Origin of the sequence: Streptomyces sp. 11-1-2 (assembly GCF_003595545.1) — a bacterium.
In the GTDB taxonomy this organism is placed as follows: domain Bacteria; phylum Actinomycetota; class Actinomycetes; order Streptomycetales; family Streptomycetaceae; genus Streptomyces; species Streptomyces hygroscopicus_B.
This window is the reverse complement of the sequence record NZ_CP022545.1, coordinates 1,342,399-1,368,865: the sequence shown is the minus strand read 5'-3', so window position 1 is coordinate 1,368,865 and position 26,467 is coordinate 1,342,399. Positions and strand designations below refer to the sequence as shown.

The following is a 26,467-nucleotide window of genomic DNA, read 5'->3' as shown; positions in this document are numbered from 1 at the left end:
ACGACGATCCCGCCCCGAGGAACAGCATGGAACCGGACGAGGCCATCGCCGTTGTCGGAATGTCCTGCCGCTTTCCGCAGGCACCCGACCCCGAGGCGTTCTGGCGGCTGCTGAGCGGGGGCGTCTCGGCGATCGGCGAGGTGCCCGCCGGGCGGTGGGCCGACGACCCGTCCATGCCGCCCGCCATCCGCCACGGCGGCTTCATCGACGACGTCGACCGTTTCGACCCCGCGTTCTTCGGTATCTCGCCACGCGAGGCCGTGACGATGGACCCCCAGCAGCGGCTGATACTGGAGCTGGGATGGGAAGGGCTGGAGGACGCGGGCGTCGTGCCCGCCACTCTGCGGGGAGCCACCGTCGGCGCGTTCATCGGCGCCGGGTCCGCCGACTACGCCTCGCTGATCAGCGCCCGCGGCCGCTCGCACCACACGCTGACCGGCACCCAGCGCGCCATGATCGCGAACCGGCTCTCCCATGTGCTCGGCCTGAGCGGTCCCAGCGTGACCGTCGACGCGGCCCAGGCGTCCTCTCTGGTCGCGGTGCATATGGCCGTGGAGAGCCTGCGGCGCGGCGAGTCGAGGCTCGCGCTGGCGGGCGGAGTGAACCTGAACCTCTCCGCGGAGACCGCCGCCGATATCGCCGCGTTCGGCGCGCTCTCCCCGGACGGCCGCTGCTTCACCTTCGACGCCCGCGCCAATGGCTATGTGCGGGGCGAGGGCGGTGGAATCGTCGTCCTGAAACCGCTGTCCGACGCCCTCGCCGACGGCGACACCGTCTACTGCGTGATCGAGGGCAGCGCGGTCAACAACGACGGCGGCGGTACGTCGCTCACCGCCCCCGACTCCCGCGGTCAGCAAGAGGTCCTCCGGCTGGCCCAGCGGCGGGCCGCGGTCTCACCCGGCTCCGTGCAGTACGTGGAGCTGCACGGCACCGGAACGGCGCTCGGCGACCCGGCCGAGGCGGCGGCCCTGGGTGCCGTCTTCGGCCGGACCGGCACGGGGCCGGTGCAGCTTGGTTCGGTGAAGACCAACATCGGTCACCTTGAAGCCGCCGCCGGTATCGCCGGACTGCTGAAGACGGCACTGGCCATCCACCACCGTCAGCTACCGGCCAGTCTCCATCACCGTACGCCGAATCCCCGCATCCCCCTGGGCGAGCTCAACCTGGAAATGCGCCTGGCACCGGGGGAGTGGCCGAAGGCGGACAAGCGCCTGGTCGCCGGCGTCAGCTCGTTCGGGATGGGCGGCACCAACTGCCATGTGGTGCTTGCGGAACCACCCGCCCAGGTCCCCTCCCACGCCTCCGCACACCCGGAGCCCGGGGCCCTCCCGGTCCCGGCCCCGGCCCCGCTCCCTGTCTCCATCCCGGTCCCGCTCGCGCTGTCGGCGACGACCGCGGCCGGGCTCCGGGGCCAGGCGATGCGGCTACGGCCGTATGTGGAGCGGTCGCCGAACCTCACCGACCTCGCCTTCTCCCTCGCCACCACCCGAACCACCTTCGAACACCGCGCGGTGCTCATCGCCGGGGCGGCCACCGACGCGGCACCCGGCCTGGACACCCTCGCCGAAGGCGGCACGGCACCCCGCCTGGTGACCGGCACGGCGAGGGGGGGAAGGCTCGCCTTCGCCTTCGCCGGCCAGGGATCCCAGCGTCTCGGCATGGGACGCGAACTCAGCGCCGCCTTCCCCGTGTTCGCCGACGCTCTCGACACCGTGTGCACGGCGCTGGACGCACACCTGGACCGGCCCCTTCGGGACGTCATCCACGGCGACGACGCCGAGCTGCTCGATCAGACGGTGTACGCCCAGGCCGGACTCTTCGCGGTGGAGGTGGCGCTCTTCCGGCTGCTCGAGGACTTCGGGCTCGTACCGGACGTGCTGATCGGCCACTCCCTCGGCGAAGTGAGCGCCGCCCATGTCGCCGGTGTGCTGTCGCTGGCGGACGCCGCCGCCTTCGTCGCCGCCCGCGGCCGGCTGATGCAGGCCGTGACGGAACCGGGCGCCATGGTCCTGCTCGAAGCGAGCGAGGACGAGGTCACCCGGACGCTCATGACGGGCGCGGCAGCGGACGACAGCGCTCGGATCTGCGTGGCGGCGGTCAACGGGCCGACCGCCACGGTGATCTCGGGGGATGAGCGGGCCGTACTCGACCTCGCGGCGCAGTGGACCCACCGCGGACGCAGAACGAAGCGGCTCCGGACCAGCCACGCCTTCCATTCACCGCATCTGGACCCCGTCCTCGACGAGCTTCGGCATATCGCCGAGAGCCTCACGTACCGGCCGCCGCGGATACCGCTCATATCGAATGTGACCGGCAGCCGTGCCACGGCGGAAGAGCTGTGTTCCCCGGAGTACTGGGTGCGGCATGTCCGTCGGACCGTACGGTTCCTGGACGGCATTCGGGCTCTGGAAGGCGAAGGCGTCACCACCATCGTGGAGCTGGGCCCGGACAAGGCGCTCACCACCCTGGCCCGCGACTGCCTGACCAGGCCCGGGACGCTGGTGGGCACGCTCCGCCGCGACCGGTCCGAGCCACTGGCCCTGGTCACCGCACTGGCCGAGCTGTATGTCTCGGGCGCCGAGGTGGTATGGGACCCGCTGGTGTCCGGTGGACGGCGGATTCCGCTGCCCACGTACGCCTTCCAGCGGCAGTCGTACTGGATCTCCGCGTCCGGCCCCGAGGGCCGGGCCACGCTCGGACCTGCGGTCACCTCCGGACCTGCGGTTGTCTCCGAGCCTGAGGATACTTCAGGGCCTGAGGACACCTCCGGGCCTGAGGGTTCGGACCTGGGCCGGAGCGGTGGCGAGGTGCTCGGCATGGTCCGGGCGCACGCGGCCGTCGTGCTCGGGTACGAGTCGGTGGCGGCCATCGGCGCCGAGCGAACCTTCAAGGAACTGGGGTTCGACTCGATCACCGCCGTCGAGCTGTGCGAACGGCTCGGCGAGGCGACCGCCCTCCCTCTGCCCAGCACCTTGTTGTTCGACTATCCGACGCCCGCCGCACTCGCCGAGCATCTGCACCGCAGGCTCCACGGCGGGGTGGATGAGCGGACCGTGCCCGCGACGGAGTCGGCGCCCGACAGTGGCGATCCGGTGGTGATCGTGGGGATGGGCTGCCGGTTCCCCGGCCGGGTGCACTCGCCGGAGGATCTCTGGCGAATGGTGGCCGACGGCGAAGACGCCATCTCTGGATTTCCGTCCGACCGGGGTTGGGACCTCGATGGCCTCTACCATCCCGACCCCGACCACCCCGGTACCTCGTACGCACGCGACGGCGGATTCCTTTACGACGCCGCCGAGTTCGACGCGGGGTTCTTCGGCATCTCCCCGCGCGAGGCCGCGGCGATGGACCCGCAGCAGCGGCTGCTGCTGGAGACAGCCTGGGAGGCGTTGGAACAGGCGGGGATTCCCGCGGGGCACCTCAAGGGCAGTGGCACAGGTGTGTTCATCGGAGCCTCGTCGGCCGGCTACGCGGCGGATGCCGGAGAGGCGGCCGAGGGCTATCGGCTGACCGGCACCGCGGCGAGCGTGGCCTCGGGCCGGGTGTCCTACACCCTGGGCCTGGAAGGTCCGGCGGTCACCGTGGACACGGCATGCTCATCGTCGCTGGTGGCATTGCATCTGGCAGCGCAGTCGCTGAGGGCGGGCGAGTGCTCGCTTGCCTTGGCGGGCGGAGTGACGGTGATGGCCACACCGGCGATGTTCGTGGAGTTCTCCCGTCAGCGGGGGCTGGCCGCGGACGGGCGGTGCAAGGCGTTCGCGGCGGCGGCGGACGGCACAGGGTGGGCCGAAGGCGTCGGGATGCTGGTGGTCGAGCGGTTGTCCGATGCTGAGCGCAATGGGCATCGGGTGTTGGCAGTGGTGCGGGGTTCGGCGGTGAATCAGGATGGTGCGTCGAATGGGTTGACGGCGCCGAATGGTCCCTCGCAGCAGCGAGTGATCCGCCAGGCGCTGGCCGGCGCGGGGCTTGTGGCGTCGGATGTGGACGCCGTGGAGGCGCACGGTACGGGGACGACGCTGGGTGACCCGATCGAGGCGCAGGCGTTGCTGGCCACCTACGGCCAGGATCGGGTGCCGGAGCGGCCGCTGCTGCTGGGCTCGGTGAAGTCCAATATCGGTCATACGCAGGCGGCGGCTGGTGTGGCCGGTGTGATCAAGATGGTGATGGCGATCCGGCATGCCGCACTGCCCAAGACGCTGCATGTGGATGCGCCGTCGCCACACGTCGACTGGTCCGGCGGCCGGGTCGAACTGCTCACGGAGGCAATGCCGTGGCCCACGACCGGTGGTCTGCGCCGCGCGGGCGTCTCGTCGTTCGGAGTGAGTGGCACCAACGCGCACGTCATCCTGGAACAAGCCCCGGAGACGGCCCGGCCGACCGATCCCATCGGGGAAGGTGGCCCCGAAGCCACGGCGGTCGCCTGGGTGTTGTCGGGTCAGGGCGAGGCGGGGCTACGGGCGCAGGCCGAGCGCCTCCGCGCCTTCCTGGCGCGCAGTCCCCGTCCCACCCCGGCAGAGGTGGGATGGTCGCTGGCATCGACACGTACGACGTTGTCGCACCGTGCGGTGGTCGTGGGCGCTGACTGCGACGAGTTGCTGCGCGGTCTGGACGCGGTGGCCGATGGGATACCCGCGTCCGGAGTGGTACGGGGTACCGGAGCACCCGGAGACGTGGTGTTCGTCTTCCCGGGTCAGGGGTCGCAGTGGGTCGGGATGGCGTTGGAGTTGATGGAGTCCTCGCCGGTGTTCGCGGGGCGGATGCGTGAATGTGCTGATGCGTTGGCCCCGTTGGTGGAGTGGTCGCTGTCGGATGTGCTGGCGGATGAGCGGGCGCTGGGCCATGTCGATGTGGTGCAGCCGGTGTTGTGGGCGGTGATGGTGTCGTTGGCGGAGTTGTGGCGTTCGTTTGGTGTGGTGCCGTCTGCGGTGGTGGGTCATTCGCAGGGTGAGATCGCGGCGGCGTGTGTGGCGGGTGGTCTGTCGTTGGCGGATGGGGCGCGGGTGGTGGTGCTGCGGAGTAAGGCGCTGCTGGCTCTGTCGGGCCAGGGCGGGATGGTGTCGGTTCCGGTGTCTGCTGATCGGTTGCGGGATCGTCCGGGGTTGTCGGTGGCGGCGGTGAATGGTCCGGCGTCGACGGTGGTGTCCGGTGCGGTTGAGGTGCTGGATGCGGTGTTGGCGGAGTTTCCGGAGGCCAAGCGGATTCTGGTGGATTACGCCTCGCACTCGGTGCAAGTGGAGGAGATTCGGGGCGAGTTGGCGGAGGCTCTGGCGGGTGTGGAGCCGCGTGGCGGGGAGGTTCCGTTCTATTCGACGGTGACCGGGCGGCTGATGGACACGGCGGAGCTGGATGCCGGGTACTGGTATCGGAATCTGCGCGAGACCGTGGAGTTCCAGGGCACCGTTGAGACCCTCATTCGCCGGGGTCACACGGTGTTTGTCGAGGCCAGTCCGCATCCGGTGCTGACCATCGGCATTCAGGACACCGCTGACGCCACCACCACTGATACCGCCGCCGACACCGTCGTCACGGGGTCCCTTCGTCGTGACGACGGCACGATCCAGCGTTTTCTGAGCCACCTGGCCGAGCTCCATGTGCGCGGTGTCCGGATCGACTGGCGACCGCTCTTCGCCGGTGTCTCGGCCGTCGAGCTGCCGACGTACGCCTTCCAGCGGGAACGGTTCTGGCTTGGAGCGGACACGGCCGAGTCCGCCGTGGCCGCGTGGCGATACCGGATCGCCTGGAAGCCACTGTCCGGCGTGGACACCCCGACCCTGCAGGGCACATGGCTGGCGGTGGTCCCCGAAGGAGACGAATGGGCCGTGGCCGGCGCCCGGGCTCTGGCCGAGCAGGGCGGCGCGCGAGTCCGTACCCTTCAGGTGCCGTACGACGCGGAGCGTCAGGGCCTGACCGGGCTGCTGACGGATGTGGTGGGAGCCGATGACATCTCCGGTGTCGTCTCGTTCCTGGCCCTCGACGAGCGTCCGCATCCGACCCATCGGGCCCTGTCCCAGGGGATGGCGCACACCGTCGAGCTGCTGTGTGCGGTCACCGCCGCCGAGGTCGAGGCTCCGGTGTGGTGTGTCACCCGGTCGGCCGTCGCGGCCCTGCCGGGGGATCCGGAACCGAACCCCACCCAGGCGGCGGTCTGGGGATTCGGACGGGTGGCCGGACTGGAGCGATCCGGGCACTGGGGCGGGCTGATCGACCTGCCCACACACTGGGACGCACAGGTACTGCGGAGGTTCGTCGCCGTGCTCGCCGAGACGGTCGGCGAGGACCAGGTCGCTGTGCGGCCTTCGGCGACCCTGGGCCGACGGCTGGAACCGGCGTCCACGACCGGACCGGCCGACGCATGGCGCCCGCACGGCACGGTTCTGATCACCGGAGGTACCGGTGCGCTGGGCGCACACGTGGCACGGTGGCTGGCCCAGGCCGGCGCGGAGCACCTGGTGCTGCTGGGCCGCCGCGGCCCGCAGGCCCCGGGGGCGGCCGCGCTGGAAGGCGAACTGACCGCGCTCGGCATCCGAGTGACCATGACGGCCTGCGATGTGACCGACCGGGCCGCTCTCGCCGAAGTGCTGGCGTCGGTGCCGGACCTCACCGCCGTGGTCCATCTCGCGGGAACCGTGCGGTTCGGCGGTTCGATCGACGCGGAACTCGACGAGTACGCCGCCGTCTTCGACGCCAAGGTCACCGGCGCCCTGCACCTGGACGAGCTGCTCGACCACGCGTCGCTGGAGGCGTTCGTCCTCTTCTCCTCGGCAGCGGCGGTCTGGGGCGGCGCCGGCCAGGCCGGTTACGCGGCGGCGAACGCCCTGCTCGACGGTCTGGCACAGCGGCGCCGGGCACGCGGTCTACCGGCTACCTCGATCGGATGGGGCACCTGGGGCGGCAGCCTCGCGCCCGAGGACGAGGAACGGCTGAGCCGTATCGGCCTGCGCCCGATGCGGCCGGAGTCGGCCATCACCGCGCTGCGTCACGTCGTCGGATCGGACGAGCCCTGCCCGGTCATCGCGGACGTGGACTGGGAGGCCTTCGGCCCGGCCTTCACGGCCGGTCGGCCCAGCCCCCTGCTGAGCGAACTGCCACAGCTGCGAAAGGACTCCGGCGCCCTGGCCCTGCCGGGCGACCGCGCCGGATTGCGGAGGCGACTGGCCGGGGTGCCCGCGGCCGATCAGGACCGGATGCTGGTGGATCTGGTACGGGAACAAGCGGCCGAACTCCTGGGGCATCGCGACCCGGCGGCCATCGACCCGACGGTGCCCTTCCGGCAACTGGGCTTCGACTCGCTGACGGCGGTCGAGCTGCGGACCCGGCTGAACACGAGCACGGGACTGCGTCTCCCGACCACCTTGTTGTTCGACCACCCGAGCTGTCGGGCCGTTGCCGACCTGCTGTGCTCGGAACTGCTCGGCGACCGGTCGGGCTCCCTCGCGGTGCCCTCCGCCGAGGCGGCTGTGCCCGTCGGCGCGGTGGCCTTCGACGAACCGATCGCCATCATCGCGATGAGCTGCCGCTTCCCGGGAGACATCCAGTCCCCCGAGGACTTGTGGCGGATCGTCAGCGAGGGCCGGGAAGTGCTCTGCGACTTCCCCGACGACCGCGGCTGGAACACGGACGCGCTGTACGACCCGGATCCGGACCGCCCAGGCACCAGCTATGCGCGTACCGGCGGATTCCTCTACGACGCCGCGGAGTTCGACCCGGAACTCTTCGGCATCTCCCCGCGTGAGGCGCTGGCGATGGACCCCCAGCAGCGACTGCTGTTGGAGTCGGCGTGGCAGGTCCTCGAGCGCGCCAGGATGGCGCCGACCTCCCTGCGATCCAGCAGGACCGGCGTCTTCATCGGCGGCTGGGCCCAGGGCTATCCCTCGGCATCGGACGAGGGCTATGCCCTGACCGGTGCCGCGACCAGCGTGATGTCCGGTCGTATCGCCTACGCGCTGGGTCTGGAGGGCCCCGCCCTGACCGTGGACACGGCGTGTTCGTCCTCGCTGGTGGCGTTGCATCTGGCGAGTGAGGCGCTGCGGCGGGGCGAGTGCTCGCTGGCGCTCGCGGGCGGCGTGACGGTGATGGCGACGCCCAGCACTTTCGTGGAATTCTCGCGCCAGCGCGGGCTGGCCCCGGACGGGCGGTGCAAGGCGTTCGCCGGGGCGGCGGACGGCACGGGGTGGGGCGAGGGCGTGGGCATGCTGCTGGTGGAGCGGCTGTCCGACGCGGAGCGCAATGGGCATCGGGCGTTGGCTGTGGTGCGGGGTTCGGCGGTGAATCAGGATGGTGCGTCGAATGGGTTGACGGCGCCGAATGGTCCGTCGCAGCAGCGGGTGATCCGGCAGGCGCTGGCGAACGCCCGTTTGTCGGCGGTGGATGTGGATGCGGTGGAGGCGCACGGTACGGGGACGACGCTGGGTGATCCGATCGAGGCGCAGGCGTTGTTGGCCACCTACGGTCAGGACCGGGATCCGGAGCGCCCCCTGTGGTTGGGGTCGTTGAAGTCGAACATTGGTCATACGCAGGCGGCGGCTGGTGTGGCCGGTGTGATCAAGATGGTGATGGCGCTGCGGCACGGGGTGCTGCCGCGAACGCTGCATGTGGATGAGCCGACACCGAAGGTGGATTGGTCCACCGGCGCGGTGGAGTTGCTCACCGAGTCGGCCGAGTGGCCGTGGGAAGACCGACCGCGTCGCGCCGCGGTGTCGGCGTTCGGAGTGAGTGGCACCAACGCCCATGTCATCCTGGAGCAGGCACCGGAGGCGCCTGCCGAGAGCAGGCAGGATCGCGTGGCGCCGGTGGCGGTGCCCTGGGTGCTTTCGGGCGCGAGCGAGGCGGGTCTGCGGGCGCAGATCGAACAATTGCGGGCCTTCGTCGACGACAATCCCGCGCTTGCCCCGGCGGACGTGGGCTGGTCGCTGGCATCTACGCGTGCGCTGCTGCCACATCGCACCGTCGTCGTGGGCACGGACCTCGCCGCACTGCGAAGTGGGTTGGACGCGGTGGAGGTCACGGGCGCGGTCGGGGCGGATCGTGGCGTGGTGTTCGTCTTCCCGGGTCAGGGGTCGCAGTGGGTGGGGATGGCGCTGGAGTTGGCTGAGTCTTCGGCGGTGTTCGCGGGGCGGTTGGGTGAGTGTGCGGATGTGTTGGCGCCGTTGGTGGAGTGGTCGTTGTGGGATGTGTTGGGTGATGAGGTGGCGTTGGGTCGGGTGGATGTGGTGCAGTCGGTGTTGTGGGCGGTGATGGTGTCGCTGGCCGAGTTGTGGCGTTCGTACGGTGTGGTGCCGTCTGCGGTGGTGGGTCATTCGCAGGGTGAGATTGCGGCGGCGTGTGTGGCGGGTGGTTTGTCGTTGGCGGACGGCGCGCGGGTGGTGGCTTTGCGGAGTAAGGCGTTGCTGGCCTTGTCGGGTCGGGGTGGGATGGTGTCCGTCCCGGTGCCCGCCGACCGGCTTCGTGACCGTCCGGGGTTGTCGGTGGCGGCGGTGAATGGTCCGGCGTCGACGGTGGTGTCGGGGGCGGTTGAGGTGCTGGATGCGGTGTTGGCGGAGTTCCCGGAGGCCAAGCGGATTCCGGTGGATTACGCCTCGCATTCGGTGCAGGTGGAGGAGATCCGGGGGGAGCTGGCGGAGGCGCTGGCGGGTGTGGAGCCGCGTGGCGGGGAGGTTCCGTTCTATTCGACGGTGACCGGGCGGCTGATGGACACCGCGGAGCTTGATGCCGGGTACTGGTTCCGGAATCTGCGCGAGACCGTGGAGTTCCAGGGCGCGATCGAGGGGCTGCTGGAGCTTGGGCATACGGCGTTTGTCGAGGCCAGTCCGCATCCGGTGCTGACCATCGGCATTCAGGACACTGCCGACGTCGTTGACACCGACATCGTGTTGACCGGATCGCTGCGCCGCGATGACGGCGGCCTGGTCTCCTTCCTCACCGCGCTGGCCCGGTTGCATGTCCGGGGCGTCGCGGTCGAGTGGCCGGCGGCGTTCACCGGGCTCGACGCGCGCGCGATCGACCTGCCGACCTATGCCTTCCAGCGTCGGCGCTTCTGGGCGGCCTCCCTCCGGTCGACACCCGGCTCGGCCGAGGTTGACCACCCTCTCGTGGGTGCGGTGGTGCCCTTGCCCGATTCGGGAGGTGCTCTGCTCACCGGCGTGCTCTCGCCGGCCGGTCAGCCGTGGCTGGCCGAACACTCGGTATCCGGTGTGGTCCTGTTCCCGGGGACGGGGTTTGTGGAGTTGGTGTTGCAGGCGGGGTTGCGGTTGGGGTGTGGGGTGGTTGAGGAGTTGACGTTGGAGGGGCCGTTGGTGTTTCCGGAGCGGGGTGAGGTGGAGGTTCAGGTTTCGGTGGGCGGTGCTGGTGAGGGGGGTCGTCGGTCGGTGTCGGTGTTTTCGTGTCGGGAGGGTGAGTGGGTCCGGCATGCGGTGGGTGTGGTGGGGGTGGCGGATGGTGGGGTGTCGGCTGTGGAGGTGTGGCCGCCGGTGGGTGCGGAGCGGGTTGGGGTGGAGGGGGTTTATGCGGCGTTGGCGGAGCGGGGGTATGCGTATGGGCCGGTGTTCCAGGGGTTGCGGGATGCCTGGCGCCGGGGAGACGAGGTCTTCGTCGAGGCGGTGCTACCGGAGGAGGCGAGAGGTGATGCGGCTCGCTGCGCGATACATCCGGCTCTGCTCGACGCCGGGCTGCACGGGGTCGGACTGGGTGGCCTGATCACCGACGACGGCGGGGCGTATCTCCCGTTCTCCTGGAGCGGAGTCAGGCTGCACGCGGTCGGCGCGTCCGCTGTCCGGATGGCGCTGGCACCCGCGGGTCCCGACGCGGTGTCGCTGAGGGTGACCGATGAGACGGGTGAGGCGGTCCTGTCGGTGGACTCCCTGGTACTCCGACCCGTCCCGGAGGGACAGCTCGCTGACGCCCGGGTAGGCAGCCGCGATGCGTTGTATCGGGTGGAGTGGGTGGATGCGGGTGTGTGTGGGGTGGGGTCGTTTGTGGAGTGGGGTGAGGTGGTTTCGGGTGGTGTGGTGCCGGGGTGTGTGGTGTTGTCGGGGGTTGATGTGGTGGGTGTGTTGGAGGTTTTGCGGTTGTGGGTGGGGGAGGAGCGGTTTGGGGGTTCGCGGTTGGTGGTGGTGACGCGGGGTGCGGTGTCTGTGGGTGGTGAGGGTGTGGAGGATGTGGGTGGTGGTGCGGTGTGGGGGTTGGTGCGGTCGGCGCAGTCGGAGCATCCGGGGCGGTTTGTGTTGGTGGATGTTGATGGGGATGTGGGTGTTGGTGGGGTTGGGGGTGTGGTTCCGGATGTGGTGGGGCTGGGTGAGTCGGAGGTTGCGGTGCGTGGGGGTCGGGTGTGGGTGCCGCGGTTGGTGGGTGTGAGTGGTGGTGGTACGGCCGGTGGTGGTGTGGTGGCCGGTTTGGGTGGTGGTGTGGCGTTGGTGACGGGTGGTACGGGGTTGTTGGGTGGTTTGGTGGCGCGTCATTTGGTGTCGGTGTATGGGGTGGGTGAGGTGGTGTTGGTGAGTCGTCGGGGGTGGGGTGCGCCGGGTGTTGGGGGTTTGGTTGGGGAGTTGGAGGGGTTGGGTGCGCGGGTGCGGGTGGTGGCGTGTGATGTGGGGGATCGGGGTGCGGTGGCGGAGTTGGTGGGGTCGGTTGAGGGGTTGGGTGTGGTGGTGCATGCGGCGGGTGTGGTGGATGACGGGGTGGTTGGTTCTTTGGATGGGGGGCGGTTGGTTGGGGTGTTGGGGCCGAAGGCGTTGGGGGCTTGGTATTTGCATGAGTTGACGTGTGGGTTGGATCTGTCGGCGTTTGTGTTGTTTTCGTCGGCGGCGGGTGTGTTGGGGAATGCGGGTCAGGGGAGTTATGCGGCGGCGAATGGGTTTCTGGATGCGTTGGCTGCTCATCGGCGGGCGCAGGGGCTGCCGGGGGTGTCGATCGCGTGGGGGTTCTGGGAAGAACGCAGCGAACTGACCACCGATCTGGCCGAGGTGCAACTGTCGAGGATCTCCCGGTCCGTGGGGACGAGCATCAGCAGCCAACAAGGACTGGAACTGTTCGATGCGGCGCTCGTCGCCGATGAGGCGATGGTGCTGGCCACGCCCCTGAACATGCCGGCGTTGCGGGAACAGGCTGCCGCGGGCACATTGCCGTCGATCCTGAGCGGCCTGGTCACCGCCCCCGTCCGTAGGGCAGTCGGGACCGGAGGCACTCCGGCCGGACTGCGGCACCAACTCGCCGGAGCGACGGAGGCCGAAAGGGAACACCGGGTCGTCGGCCTGGTGCAGGAACATGTCGCCGGTGTCCTCGGCCACGTCTCCGCGGAGTCCATCGATACCTCGAGGACCTTCCAGGAAATCGGCTTCGACTCGCTCACCGCGGTGGAACTGCGCAACCGGATCAGCGCGGCCACCGGTGTACGGCTGCCCGCCACCGCCGTCTTCGATCACCCCACCCCCCGGCTGCTGGCCGAGCGTGTGCTGGCGGAGGTATGGGGCGCCCTGCCCGCCGTCGCACCGACCGCGCCCGTGTCGGCCGTCGACGACGATCCGATTGTGATCGTGGGCATGAGCTGCCGCTTCCCCGGGGGTGTCGAGTCTCCCGAGGATCTGTGGCGCCTGGTCGACTCGGCCACTGACGCGGTCTCCGCGTTGCCCACGGACCGGGGTTGGGATCTGGCGACCTTGGCCGGAGCCAAGGACGGCGCCGGTGCCTCGTACGCCCGAGACGGCGGATTCCTCTATGACGCCACTGAGTTCGACGCCGGGTTCTTCGGCATCTCGCCGCGTGAGGCGTTGGCGATGGATCCCCAGCAGCGGCTGCTGCTGGAGGCGGCCTGGGAGGTGTTCGAGCGGGCCGGAATCGCCCCCGACACGCTCAAAGGCAGCCGGACCGGGGTCTTCACGGGCGTGATGTACCACGACTACGGCTCGTGGCTCGCCGATGTCCCGGAGGACATCGAGGGCTATCGGGGCACGGGCATCGCGGGCAGCGTGGCGTCGGGGCGGCTGGCCTATACGTTCGGTCTGGAGGGACCTGCCCTGACGGTGGACACGGCGTGTTCGTCGTCGCTGGTGGCGCTGCATCTGGCAAGCGAGTCGCTACGGCGTGGGGAGTGCTCGCTGGCGCTCGCGGGCGGAGTCACCGTATTGGCGACTCCGCAGGTCTTTGTGGAGTTCACGCGCCAGGGCGGGCTGGCTGCCGATGGCCGGTGCAAGTCCTTTGCCGCTGGTGCGGATGGGACGGGTTGGTCCGAGGGTGTGGGGCTGTTGTTGGTGGAGCGGTTGTCTGATGCTGAGCGCAATGGGCATCGGGTGTTGGCTGTGGTGCGGGGTTCGGCGGTGAATCAGGATGGTGCGTCGAATGGGTTGACGGCGCCGAATGGTCCGTCGCAGCAGCGGGTGATCCGCCAGGCGTTGGCGAGCGCCGGGCTTGCTGCTCGGGATGTGGACGCGGTGGAGGCGCACGGTACGGGGACGACGCTGGGCGACCCGATTGAGGCGCAGGCCCTGTTGGCCACCTACGGTCAGGATCGCGATCCGAGTCGGCCGTTGCTGCTTGGCTCGGTGAAGTCGAACATTGGTCATACGCAGGCGGCGGCGGGTGTGGCCGGTGTGATCAAGATGGTGATGGCGATGCGCCACGGTGTGCTGCCGCAGAGCCTGCACATCGATGAGCCCACACCGCATGTGGACTGGTCCACCGGCGCGGTGGAACTCCTGGGCGAGCAGACGGCGTGGCCGGAGGCCGGGCGGGCCCGTCGCGCCGGAGTCTCCTCGTTCGGGGCGAGCGGTACCAACGCCCATGTGATTCTGGAGCAGGCCCCCGACACGACGGGCGAACCTGAGCACGGGCCGGAGCGGATCGAACTCCCAGCCATTCCCTGGGTGTTCTCGGCCCGGGACGAGGCGGGCGTGCAGGCGCAGGCCGTACGGCTACGGGCCTTCGCGGAGCGGAATCCCGATCTGGATCTCGTGGATGTGGGGTGGTCGTTGGTGGCTGCTCGTTCTGCGTTGTCGCATCGTGCGGTGGTGGTGGGTGCGGATCGTGCGGGGTTGCTCGGGGCTTTGGAGGGTTCGGTGGTTGTGGGGGTTCCTGTTGGTGGTGGGTTGGGTGTGGTGTTTGCGGGTCAGGGGTCGCAGCGGTTGGGGATGGGGCGTGGGTTGTATGAGGCGTATCCGGTGTTTGCCGGGGTGTGGGATGAGGTGTGTGGGGAGCTGGACCGGTATTTGGAGCGGTCTTTGGGTGAGGTGGTGTGGGGTGATGACGCGGGCCTGATTGGGGAGACGGCGTATACGCAGGCGGGTTTGTTCGCGCTTGAGGTGTCGTTGTTCGCGTTGGTGTCGTCCTGGGGTGTGAAGCCGGACTATCTGCTGGGTCATTCGATTGGTGAGTTGGCTGCTGCGTATGTGGCGGGTGTGTGGTCGTTGGAGGATGCGGCGCGGGTGGTGGCTGCTCGGGGTCGTTTGATGCAGGCGTTGCCGTCGGGTGGGGTGATGGTTTCCCTCCAGGCTGCGGAGGCCGAGGTGCTTCCGCATCTGGCCGGTTACGAGGACCGGGTGAGCGTGGCGGCGATCAACGGCCCGGCGGCGATCGTCATCTCCGGTGATGAAGAGGCGGTTCGTGCCGTCGAGGAGGTGTTCAGCGGTCGGGGGGTGCGGACGCGGTGGTTGCGGGTGAGTCATGCGTTTCATTCGTCGCGTATGGACGGAATGTTGGCGGAGTTTGGTGAGGTGCTGGGGTCGGTGGAGTTCCGGGCTCCGAGTGTGCCGGTGGTGTCGAATGTGTCGGGTGTGGTGGCGGGTGAGGAGTTGTGTTCGCCGGAGTATTGGGTGCGTCATGTGCGGGAGACCGTGCGTTTTGCCGATGGGCTGGAGACGCTTCGTGGGCTGGGTGTCGGTTCTTTCCTGGAGCTGGGTCCCGATGGCACGCTGTCCGCTCTGGCCGGTGGCGACGGACTGGCTGTACTGCGTCCGGATCGTCCGGAGCCCCTTACCGCGATGGCCGCTCTGGGCGGGCTGTATGTGCGGGGCGTCCAGGTCGATTGGGCGGCGGTGTTTCCGGGTGCTCGGCAGGTTGATTTGCCGACGTACGCGTTCCAGCGTGAGCGGTTCTGGCTGGAGCCGTCCTCGGTCCAGCCCGCGACCAGTGCCGTTGACGCGGCGTTCTGGGACGCCGTCGAGCGCGGGGATTTCGGTTCGTTCGGTATCGACGCCGGGCAGCCGCTCAACGCGGCTCTGCCCGCCCTGGCGGCATGGCGAAGGGTGAGGCAGGAGCAATCGGTCATCGACGGCTGGCGCTACCGGCTCGGGTGGGCGCCGATTCCGGGGGTCTCCGAGGAGTCCGTCCTCACCGGCACATGGCTGCTGGTGGTCGAGCCGGGCGGCGGCGCCGATGACCTGATAGGTGTGATGCGCGCGGCAGGGGCCGAGGTGCGGATGGTGACGGTGGCAGAGGTCGCGGAGCTCGCAGAGGTCGCGGAGCCGGAGACCGTCCCTGCCACGGCGGGTGTGGTGTCGCTGCTGCCCGTTGAGGAGACCGTCCTCTTGTTGCAGACGCTTCGTACGACTGCACCGTTGTGGTGTGTTACTCGGGGTGCGGTCTCGGTGGTCGACGGGGATGTGGTCGATCCGGATCAGGCGGGCGTGTGGGGGCTTGGTCGGGTGATCGGTTTGGAGCATCCGGATCGTTGGGGTGGATTGATCGATCTGCCACCGGTTGTGGATGAGGGTGTCGGGGCCTGGTTGTGTCGGGTTCTGAGTGGGGGGACGGGGGAGGACCAGGTGGCGGTCCGAGCCGCTGGGGCCTGGGGTGCCCGGCTGACCCGGGTGACACCGGCGGCGGACACGTCCGCCGAGTGGCGCGGTCGTGGGGCTGCTTTGGTCACCGGGGGCACGGGTGCGCTGGGCGGTCATGTGGCGCGTTGGCTTGCGGGAGTCGGCGTGGAGCGGATTGTGTTGGCGAGTCGTCGGGGGGCCGAGGCACCCGGCGTGGCGGAGTTGGTGGCGCCGTTGGAGGCGCTGGGTGTGGTGGTGTCGGTAGTGGGCTGTGATGTGGCTGATCGGCGCGAGGTTGCGGCGTTGGTGGAGGGGATTGCGGATTTGCGTGTGGTGGTTCATGCGGCGGGTGTGCTGGATGACGGTGTGTTGGAGTCGTTGACGTCTGAGCGCATTCGGGAGGTGATGCGGGTCAAGGTTGCGGCGGCGCGGTATCTGGATGAGCTGACGCGGGGTCGGGAACTGGACGCCTTTGTGTTGTTCTCGTCGGCTGCGGGGACGATGGGTAACGCGGGCCAGGGGAGCTATGCGGCGGCCAACGCCGTCCTGGACGGACTGGCCCAGCGGCGCCGAGCCGAGGGACTGGTGGCCACGTCTCTGGCCTGGGGTGCCTGGGCCGACAGTGGCATGGGGGCGGCTCAGCGACAGCTCCCCGGTATGCCCCCGGATCTGGCGATCGCCGCGCTTCAGCAGTCACTGGTCGCGGACGAGACCACGATGATGATCGCGGACGTGGAGTGGTCGAGCTTTGGCTCCCGGTTCACCGCCGTACGGCCGAGCCCGCTGCTGAGTGAACTGCTCACGATCGCCACCCCTCCTATGGAACCGGTCGAGGAATTCGCCACCCGGCTGCGGGGCATGTCGCGGATCGAGCGCGATCGGACGGTGCTGGAACTGGTCCGTACCCACGTGGCGGCCGTGCTGGGACATGCGAAGCCCGCCTCCGTAGACCCCTCGCGGACCTTCCAGGAGGTCGGCTTCGACTCGCTCACCGCGGTGGAGCTGCGGAACCGGCTGGCCACCGCCACCGGCGTACCGTTCCCGGCGTCGGTCATCTTCGACTATCCGACCACCGCGGCGCTCGCCGACCATGTCCGGGCCCAACTCGTCCAGGGCGAGACCGAGGACGATACGACGTCCGTGCTCGACGAGCTGAGCCGACTGGAAGCGGTGTTGTCCGACCTGTCCCCGAGCGACGTGGCCGGCGCCGAGGTCGCCGCGAAGATCAAGAGCCTGCTGTCCCACTGGGGCGCGGCCACCGACCGTGACATTGAACTGGATTCCGCGACGGACGAGGAGATGTTCGACCTCCTCGGCAAGGAATTCGGTATCTCGTGAACCTGCCGTCGAGTTCGACTCCGAGTGAGTCCGGCACCGCGTTGAGAGGGTCGTCCTGTGGAGAATGAAGAGAAACTTCGTCATTATCTCAAAGAGGTCACGAAGGATCTGCGGCAGACCCGCCAGCGCCTGCAGGACATCGAGGCGAAGAGCCACGAGCCCATTGCGATCATCGGCATGAGCTGCCGTTTCCCCGGTGGCATCGCAACGCCGGAAGCGTTGTGGGACCTGGTGCGCGACGGTGGCGACGCGGTGTCGGAATTCCCGGTCGACCGTGGCTGGAAGACGGAAGGTCTCTACGACCCCGAGGGCGGGGCCGGGAAGTCGGTCACCCGCTACGGCGGATTCCTGCACGGCATCGCCGATTTCGACGCGGCGCTCTTCGGGATATCCCCCCGGGAGGCCATCGCGATGGACCCGCAGCAGCGGTTGATGCTGGAGACTTCCTGGGAAGCCTTCGAGCGGGCCGGCGTCAACCGTGACGCCGTGCGGGGCAGCCTGACCGGGGTGTTCATCGGTACCAACGGCCAGGACTACGCGACGCTGCTCAGCGCGGCGCGGGACGATGTGCAAGGCCACCTCGGCACGGGCAGCGCGGCGAGCGTTCTCTCGGGACGGGTGGCCTACGCCTTCGGTCTCGAAGGGCCGACGGTCACCGTGGACACCGCGTGCTCGTCCTCTCTGATCGCGCTGCATCTGGCCGTCCGGGCGCTGCGCAACGGGGAGTGCGAACTGGCGCTGGCGGGCGGCGTCACGGTGATGACGACGACGAACACCTTCGTCGAGCTGTCCAAGCAGGGCGGGCTGGCGCCGGACGGCCGGTCCAAGGCGTTCGCCGCGGGCGCGGACGGCACCGGCTGGGGTGAGGGCGCCGGGATGCTGCTGGTGGAGCGGCTGTCCGACGCTGAACGGCACGGCCACCCGGTGCTGGCGGTGGTGCGTGGTACCGCTGCCAACCAGGACGGCGCGTCGAACGGGCTGACCGCGCCCAACGGGCCCTCCCAGCGCCGGGTCATCCGCGCGGCACTGTCCGACGCCCAGCTGTCCACCGGCGATGTCGACGTGGTGGAGGCGCACGGCACCGGCACCAGGCTCGGGGACCCGATCGAGGCACAGGCCCTGCTGGACACCTACGGTCAGGATCGGGACCTGCCGTTGTGGCTCGGATCGGTCAAGTCGAACCTGGGCCACACCCAGGCCGCCGCCGGCGTCGCCGGGGTCATCAAGACGGTGCTCGCCATGCGGCACGGTGTGCTGCCGCGCACCCTGCACGTGGACGAGCCGACCCCGCATGTGGACTGGTCCGCGGGCGCGGTACGCCTGCTCACGGAGCGGACTCCCTGGCCGGAGAACGACCGGCCGCGCAGGGCGGGAGTCTCCGCCTTCGGCGTGAGCGGCACCAACGCCCACGCGATTCTGGAGCAGGCACCGGAGGCCGAGCGCACTGATCCGCCCCGGACCGAGCCGGTGGCGGTGCCCTGGGTGCTCTCGGGCCAGGGCGAGGCCGGTCTGCGCGCGTTCGCGGCGCGGCTCGCCACCATGGCCACGGAAGCGGACCCCAGCGACCTCGGATGGACCCTTGCCACCACCCGCTCGGCGCTGTCACACCGCGCGGTGGTGATCGGATCCACCCCATCGGACCTGCTGAACGGTCTTGCCGCGGTGGCCGCCGGAGAGCCGGCCCCGAACGTGGTGGAGGGAGTGGCCGGTCCCGACACCGGCGTGGTGTTCGTCTTTCCGGGACAGGGCTCGCAGTGGGCCGGTATGGCCGTGGAACTGCTGGACTCCTCCCCGGCTTTCGCCCGCCGGTTCGCCCAGTGCGCCCGTGCACTGGAGACCCATCTCGACTGGTCCATCGAGGACGTGGTGCGATCCGCGCCCGGTGCGCCCTCGCTCGACCTCATCGAGGTCGTCCAGCCGGTTCTGTTCACCGTGATGGTGTCCCTCGCCGAGCTGTGGTCCTCCTACGGGATCACCCCCTCCGCCGTGGTCGGCCACTCCCAGGGCGAGATCGCGGCCGCCTGCGTGGCCGGGGCGCTGTCGCTGGAGGACGCGGCCAAGGTGGTGGTGTTGCGCAGCCGTCTGTTCGCCGAAGCGCTGGTGGGCAACGGCGCGATCGCCTCGGTCGCCCTGCCGGCGGAACAACTGGCCACCCGGATCGAGTGGTGGGGCGAACGCCTCGCGGTGGCCGGGGTGAACGGGCCCGCGGCGGCCACAGTGGCCGGCGACCCGCAAAGTCTCCAAGAGTTCGTGGCCGCATGCCAGACGGACGGCGTACGCGCCCGTGTCGTGCCCGCCACCGTGGCGTCCCACGGCCCTCAGGTGGAACCGCTGCGCGAACGACTGCTCACCCTGCTGGCCGACGTGGCGCCCCGCCAGTCCACCGTTCCGTTCTACTCCACGGTGACCGGCGGACTCCTGGACACCACCGAACTCGACGCGGACTACTGGTTCTGGAACGCCCGCAAGCCCATCGACTTCCTGGGCGCGCTCCAGGCCCTCTTCTCCGACGGCCACCGCGTCTTCGTGGAATCGAGCACCCACCCCGCCCTGACCATGGGCATCCAGGACACGGCGGACGCCTCCGGCGAGTCCGTGGTGGTCACCGGCTCGCTGCGCCGTGGCCAGGGCGGGCTCGCCCAGTTCTTCTCGGCCATGGCGCGGCTGCAGGTGCACGGCGTACGGGTGGACTGGCCCGCGGCCTTCGGCGAGGCGCGTCGGGTGGAACTGCCGACCTACCCGTTCCAGCGGGAGCGTTACTGGCTGACGCCCCGGCCCGGCCAGGGTGACGCCTCCGCGCTGGGACTGGGCGCGCTCGACCACCCCCTCCTCGGGGCCACGGTCGCGCTGCCCGAGTCCGGCGGCTGCCTGCTGACCGGTCGGCTGTCCCTGGCCACCCACTCCTGGCTGGCTGATCACGCCCTCTCCGGTGTGGTGTTGCTGCCGGGGACGGGGTTTGTGGAGTTGGTGTTGCAGGCGGGGTTGCGGTTGGGGTGTGGGGTGGTTGAGGAGTTGACGTTGGAGGGGCCGTTGGTGCTTCCGGAGCGGGGTGAGGTGGAGGTTCAGGTTTCGGTGGGCGGTGCTGGTGAGGGGGGTCGTCGGTCGGTGTCGGTGTTTTCGTGTCGGGAGGGTGAGTGGGTCCGGCATGCGGTGGGTGTGGTGGGGGTGGCGGATGGTGGGGTGTCGGCTGTGGAGGTGTGGCCGCCGGTGGGTGCGGAGCGGGTTGGGGTGGAGGGGGTTTATGCGGCGTTGGCGGAGCGGGGGTATGCGTATGGGCCGGTGTTCCAGGGGTTGCGGGATGCCTGGCGCCGGGGAGACGAGGTCTTCGTCGAGGTGGCGGTGGCTCAGGAGGCTCAGGGGGACGCGGCCCGGTGCGCGGTCCATCCGGCGCTGCTCGATGCCGCGCTCCACGGGGTGCGATTCGGCGATTTCGTAACCGACGACGGCCAGGCCTATGTGCCGTTCTCCTGGAGCGGCGTCACGTTGCACGCGGTCGGTGCGACGGTCCTGCGCGTCACCCTGACCCCGGCCGGCCGCGACGCGATCGCCCTCCGGGCCACGGACGTCACAGGCGCGCCCGTCCTGTCGGCACGCTCACTGGCTCTGCGGCCGGTCTCCGCCCAGCAGCTGAACGACGGGCGGGGCAACAGGACCGATGCGTTGTATCGGGTGGAGTGGGTGGATGCGGGTGTGTGTGGGGTGGGGTCGTTTGTGGAGTGGGGTGAGGTGGTTTCGGGTGGTGTGGTGCCGGGGTGTGTGGTGTTGTCGGGGGTTGATGTGGTGGGTGTGTTGGAGGTTTTGCGGTTGTGGGTGGGGGAGGAGCGGTTTGGGGGTTCGCGGTTGGTGGTGGTGACGCGGGGTGCGGTGTCTGTGGGTGGTGAGGGTGTGGAGGATGTGGGTGGTGGTGCGGTGTGGGGGTTGGTGCGGTCGGCGCAGTCGGAGCATCCGGGGCGGTTTGTGTTGGTGGATGTTGGTGGGGAGGCGGGTGTTGATGGGGGTGTGGTTCCGGATGTGGTGGGGCTGGGTGAGTCGGAGGTTGCGGTGCGTGGGGGTCGGGTGTGGGTGCCGCGGTTGGTGGGTGTGAGTGGTGGTGGTACGGCCGGTGGTGGTGTGGTGGCCGGTTTGGGTGGTGGTGTGGCGTTGGTGACGGGTGGTACGGGGTTGTTGGGTGGTTTGGTGGCGCGTCATTTGGTGTCGGTGTATGGGGTGGGTGAGGTGGTGTTGGTGAGTCGTCGGGGGTGGGGTGCGCCGGGTGTTGGGGGTTTGGTTGGGGAGTTGGAGGGGTTGGGTGCGCGGGTGCGGGTGGTGGCGTGTGATGTGGGGGATCGGGGTGCGGTGGCGGAGTTGGTGGGGTCGGTTGAGGGGTTGGGTGTGGTGGTGCATGCGGCGGGTGTGGTGGATGACGGGGTGGTTGGTTCTTTGGATGGGGGGCGGTTGGTTGGGGTGTTGGGGCCGAAGGCGTTGGGGGCTTGGTATTTGCATGAGTTGACGTGTGGGTTGGATCTGTCGGCGTTTGTGTTGTTTTCGTCGGCGGCGGGTGTGTTGGGGAATGCGGGTCAGGGGAGTTATGCGGCGGCGAATGGGTTTCTGGATGCGTTGGCTGCTCATCGGCGGGCGCAGGGGCTGCCGGGGGTGTCGATCGCGTGGGGGTTCTGGGAAGAACGCAGCGAGCAGACCGAGCACCTGTCGGTCGACGATCTGGCGCGTTCCCACGCGGTGCCGATGCCCACCTCTCAGGCACTGGAACTGTTCGATGCGGCGCTCGTCGCCGATGAGGCGATGGTGCTGGCCGCGCCGCTGGACCCGCAGGCATGGGCGGGCGCCGACAACCTGCCCGCCGTCCTGCGCGACCTGGTCCGCCCCCGGATCCGGCGCGCTGCCCAGGCAGTCGACGCCCCTGACTCGGCCTCCGCGCTCGGACACCGGCTGGCCGCCGTGGACCGTGCCGAGTGGGATCAGGCCGTACTCGACCTCGTGCGCAATCACATCGCGGCGGTGCTGCGCCACGCGTCCACGGAATCGGTCGACACCGCGCGGACCTTCCAGGAAATCGGCTTCGACTCGCTGACCGCGGTGGAACTGCGCAACCGGATCAGCGCGGCCACCGGCGTACGGCTGCCCGCCACCGCCGTGTTCGACTATCCGACACCGCGTGCGCTCGCCGAGCACCTGCTGGCCGAAGTCCTCGGCACGGACAGCGGCGCCGTCGTCACACCGGCCGGAGGCTCCCTCGTCGCCGACGATCCGATCGTGATCGTCGGAATGAGCTGCCGCTTCCCCGGCGGGGTCACGTCACCGGAAGCGCTGTGGGACCTGGTGCGCTCGGGCGGTGACGCGATATCGGTCCTGCCGACCGACCGTGGCTGGGATCTGGACGGTCTCTACGATCCGGATCCGGATCGTCCCGGTACGTCGTATGCCCGCAGTGGTGGATTCGTCTACGACGCGGCCGAGTTCGACGCCGGGTTCTTCGGGATCTCGCCGCGTGAGGCCGCGGCCATGGACCCGCAGCAGCGGCTGCTCCTGGAGACATCATGGGAGGTGTTCGAGCGCGCGGGGATCCCCGCCACCTCCGTCAAGGGCGAGCGGATCGGTGTGTTCACCGGCGTGATGCACCACGACTACCTCACCCGCCTGTCGACCACTCCCGACGGTGTCGAGGGATATCTGGGCACGGGGGCGGCGGCCGGTGTCGCCTCGGGCCGCGTGGCCTACACCTTCGGACTCGAGGGCCCGGCGGTCACCGTGGACACGGCCTGCTCGTCGTCGCTGGTGGCACTGCACCTCGCCATACAGGCGTTGCGCCTCGGTGAGTGCTCGCTCGCGCTGGCCGGTGGCGTGACGGTGATGTCGACCCCCACCGTCTTCGTGGAATTCTCCCGTCAGCGTGGGCTCGCACCGGACGGCACCTGCAAGCCGTTCGCGGGAGCGGCGGACGGCACCGGCTTTGCGGAAGGCATCGGCATGCTCCTGGTGGAGCGGCTGTCGGACGCGCGGCGCAACGGGCACCCCATCCTGGCTGTGGTGCGGGGTTCGGCGGTGAATCAGGATGGTGCGTCGAATGGGTTGACGGCGCCGAATGGTCCGTCGCAGCAGCGGGTGATCCGCCAGGCGCTGGCCAGCGCCGGACTCACCACCCAGGACGTCGATGCGGTGGAGGCGCACGGTACGGGGACGACGCTGGGCGACCCGATCGAGGCGCAGGCCCTGTTGGCCACCTACGGTCAGGACCGGGCCCCGGAGCGGCCGTTGTTGCTGGGTTCGGTGAAGTCGAACATTGGTCATACGCAGGCGGCGGCGGGTGTGGCCGGTGTGATCAAGATGGTGATGGCGATGCGCCACGGAGTGCTGCCGCAGAGCCTCCACATCGATGAGCCCACTCCCCACGTGGACTGGTCCACCGGCGCGGTGGAACTCCTGGGCGAGCAGAAGGCGTGGCCGGAGGCCGGACGGCCCCGCCGCGCCGGAGTCTCATCGTTCGGCATCAGTGGAACGAACGCACACCTGATTATCGAGCAGGCGCCGATGCCGACGGCCGCGGAGGCGCCCGACGACGCCGAACCAGGCGCGGCGGTCCCGTGGATCATCTCGGGCCGGGACCGGCGCACCGTTCGCGCACAGGCGGAACGGCTGCGCGCACACCTGATGAGCCACCCTGACGGGAGCGTGGCGGACATCGGCTTCTCGCTGTTCACCAGCCGCGCGATGCTGGAACATCGGGCGGTGGTGCTCGGCGGCGATCACACCGCACTGCTGGCCGGGCTGACGGCCCTGGCACAGGACGAACCGGCACCGGGCGTGGTGGAGGCAGCGGATGCGGCCGAGCCGGGACGCTCGGTGGTGTTCGTCTTCCCGGGGCAGGGGTCGCAGTGGGTCGGGATGGCGTTGGAGTTGATGGAGTCCTCGCCGGTGTTCGTGCGGCGGATGGGCGAGTGCGCGGATGCGTTGGCTCCGTTGGTGGAGTGGTCGCTGTCGGATGTGCTGGCGGATGAGCGGGCGCTGGGTCGGGTGGATGTGGTGCAGCCGGTGTTGTGGGCGGTGATGGTGTCGTTGGCCGAGTTGTGGCGTTCGTTTGGTGTGGTGCCGTCGGCGGTGGTGGGTCATTCACAGGGCGAGATCGCGGCGGCGTGTGTGGCGGGTGGTCTGTCGTTGGCGGATGGCGCGCGGGTGGTGGTGCTGCGCAGCAAGGCGCTGCTTGCCTTGTCGGGGCAGGGCGGGATGGTGTCCGTCCCGATGTCCGCCGACCAGTTGCGGGACCGCCCGGGGTTGTCGGTGGCGGCGGTGAATGGTCCGGCGTCGACGGTGGTGTCCGGGGCGGATGAGGTGCTGGACGCGGTGCTGGCGGAGTTCCCGGAGGCCAAGCGGATTCCGGTGGACTACGCCTCCCACTCGCCCCAGATCGACGGGATCCGTGATGAGCTGCTGAACGCCCTGGCGTCCATCGAGCCGCGCACCGGAACGACCCCCTTCCACTCCACGGTGACCGGACGGCCCATCGACACCGCGCAACTGGACGCGGACTACTGGTATCGCAATCTGCGCGAGACAGTGGAGCTCGAGCAGGTCACCCGTGCGGCGCTGGAGGGCGGCCACCACACCTTCATCGAAATCAGCCCCCACCCGGTCCTGACCACGGGCCTGCGCGAAACGCTCGACGACGCGGGCACGAGCGGCGGACTCGTACTGGCCTCACTGCGCCGGGACGACGGTGGCCTCGTCCGCTTCCTCAGCGCGTTGGCCGAGGCGTACGCACATGGCGTCGTGGTCGACTGGCTGCCGCTGTTCCCCGCCGCCCGCCGGGTGGACCTGCCGACGTACGCCTTCCAGCGGGAGCGCTACTGGCTGGACGCCACGCTGCCCGAGCCCTCCACCGGCACGGTCGACCCGGACTTCTGGGACACCGTCGAGCGTGAGGACCTCGAGTCGCTCGCCGGGGCGCTGCGCGTCGACGGGCAGTCGCTGCGCGAAGTGGTGCCCGCCCTGTCCCAGTGGCGGCGCGAACGCCGTGAGGTCTCCACCATCGACTCATGGCGGTACAAGATCCGCTGGAAGCCGCTCACCGCGCCCGCCACGTCGCCGGCCGGCACCTGGCTCGTGGCGGTCTCCCATGCGGAGGCCGAGCACGAGTGGGTCGCGGGGGTGACCGGTGCGCTGATCCGGCACGGTGCCGAGCCGATCATGGTCGTTCTCGGCGAGCCCGAACTGGACCGTGCCACGCTGGCCGACCGGCTGGGCGCCGTCCTGGCCGATACCCCCCGGATCAGCGGTGTGGTGTCGCTGACCGCGCTGGACGAAAGGCCGCACCCCGCGTACCCCTCGGTCCCCCAGGGTTACGCGATGACGCTGTTGCTTTCGCAGGCGCTCGGAGACGCCGGTCTGGAAGCGCCGATGTGGTGCCTCACCCAGCGTGGCGTCTCGCTCGGCTACGGCGACGGCGTCGGTGGCGATGCCCAAAGCGGTGCCAATAGCGGTGCCAATATCGATGCTGAGACCGGTGGCGAAGGCGGTGGCGAAGCCGACCTGGCCGTCCGCCGAAAGCAGGCCCTGACCTGGGGCCTCGGCAAGGTGATCGCCCTGGAACAGCCGTTGCGCTGGGGCGGGTTGATCGACCTGCCGGAGGGCGTGGACCCGCGTACCCAGGACTACCTGGCCGGTGTGCTGGCCGGCACCTCGGGCGAGGACCAGGTGGCGATCCGCCCGAGTGGGCTCTTCGGCCGGAGGCTGGCGCATGCGCCAGCCCGCGAGCGCGGCGGGGCCTGGCAACCGCGCGGCACCGTACTGGTCACCGGCGGCACCGGAGCGTTGGGTGGCCATGTCGCCCGGTGGCTGGCCGACCGGGGTGCCGAACATGTGGTGCTGACCAGCCGCCGGGGCATGGCCGCGCCGGGCGCCGAGCGGCTGGCCGGAGAGCTGGAGACGCTCGGTGCCCGGGTGACGGTGGCGGCGTGTGACGTCGGGGACCGGGAAGCCCTGGCCGCGTTGCTGGCCGAGGTCGGACCGCTGACCGCGGTGGTGCACACCGCGGCGGTGCTCGATGACGGCACCCTGAACTCGCTCACCACCGAGCAACTGCAACGAGTGCTGCGCGTCAAGACCGATGGCGCGGTGCATCTGCACGAACTGACCCGGGACATGGACCTGTCCGCCTTCGTCCTCTTCTCCTCGCTGTCGGGCACACTGGGCGCACCCGGACAGGGCAACTACGCACCCGGCCACGTCTTCGTGGACACGCTGGCCGAGCAGCGCCGGGCCGAGGGCCTGGTCGCCACCTCCATCGCCTGGGGTCTGTGGGCCGGTGACGGCATGGGCGAGGGCGGGGTGGGCGAGGTGGCCCGCCGCCACGGCGTACCGGAGATGGCGCCGGAGATGGCGGTCGCGGCCATGGC

2 protein-coding genes (1 of these 2 cut by a window edge) are annotated in these 26,467 nt (G+C 69.8%); both read left to right on the top strand.

The features are described from left to right. The first annotated feature begins 26 nt into the window (after positions 1-26). Positions 27-17,081, top strand: a complete 17,055-nt coding sequence (locus CGL27_RS50800; protein WP_119984982.1) for a type I polyketide synthase — start codon at positions 27-29, stop codon at positions 17,079-17,081. A 57-nt stretch (positions 17,082-17,138) separates the two neighbouring features. After that, positions 17,139-26,467: the 5' portion of a type I polyketide synthase gene (locus tag CGL27_RS51530; protein ID WP_276147810.1), read on the top strand. It continues 11,971 nt past the right edge of the window; only the first 9,329 of its 21,300 coding nucleotides appear in the window; the start codon lies at positions 17,139-17,141; the stop codon falls past the right edge of the window.

Excerpts from the sequence above, each read along its gene's own strand:
- CGL27_RS50800 (WP_119984982.1), top strand. The coding sequence starts at position 27 with ATGGAACCGGACGAGGCCATCGCCGTTGTCGGAATGTCCTGCCGCTTT.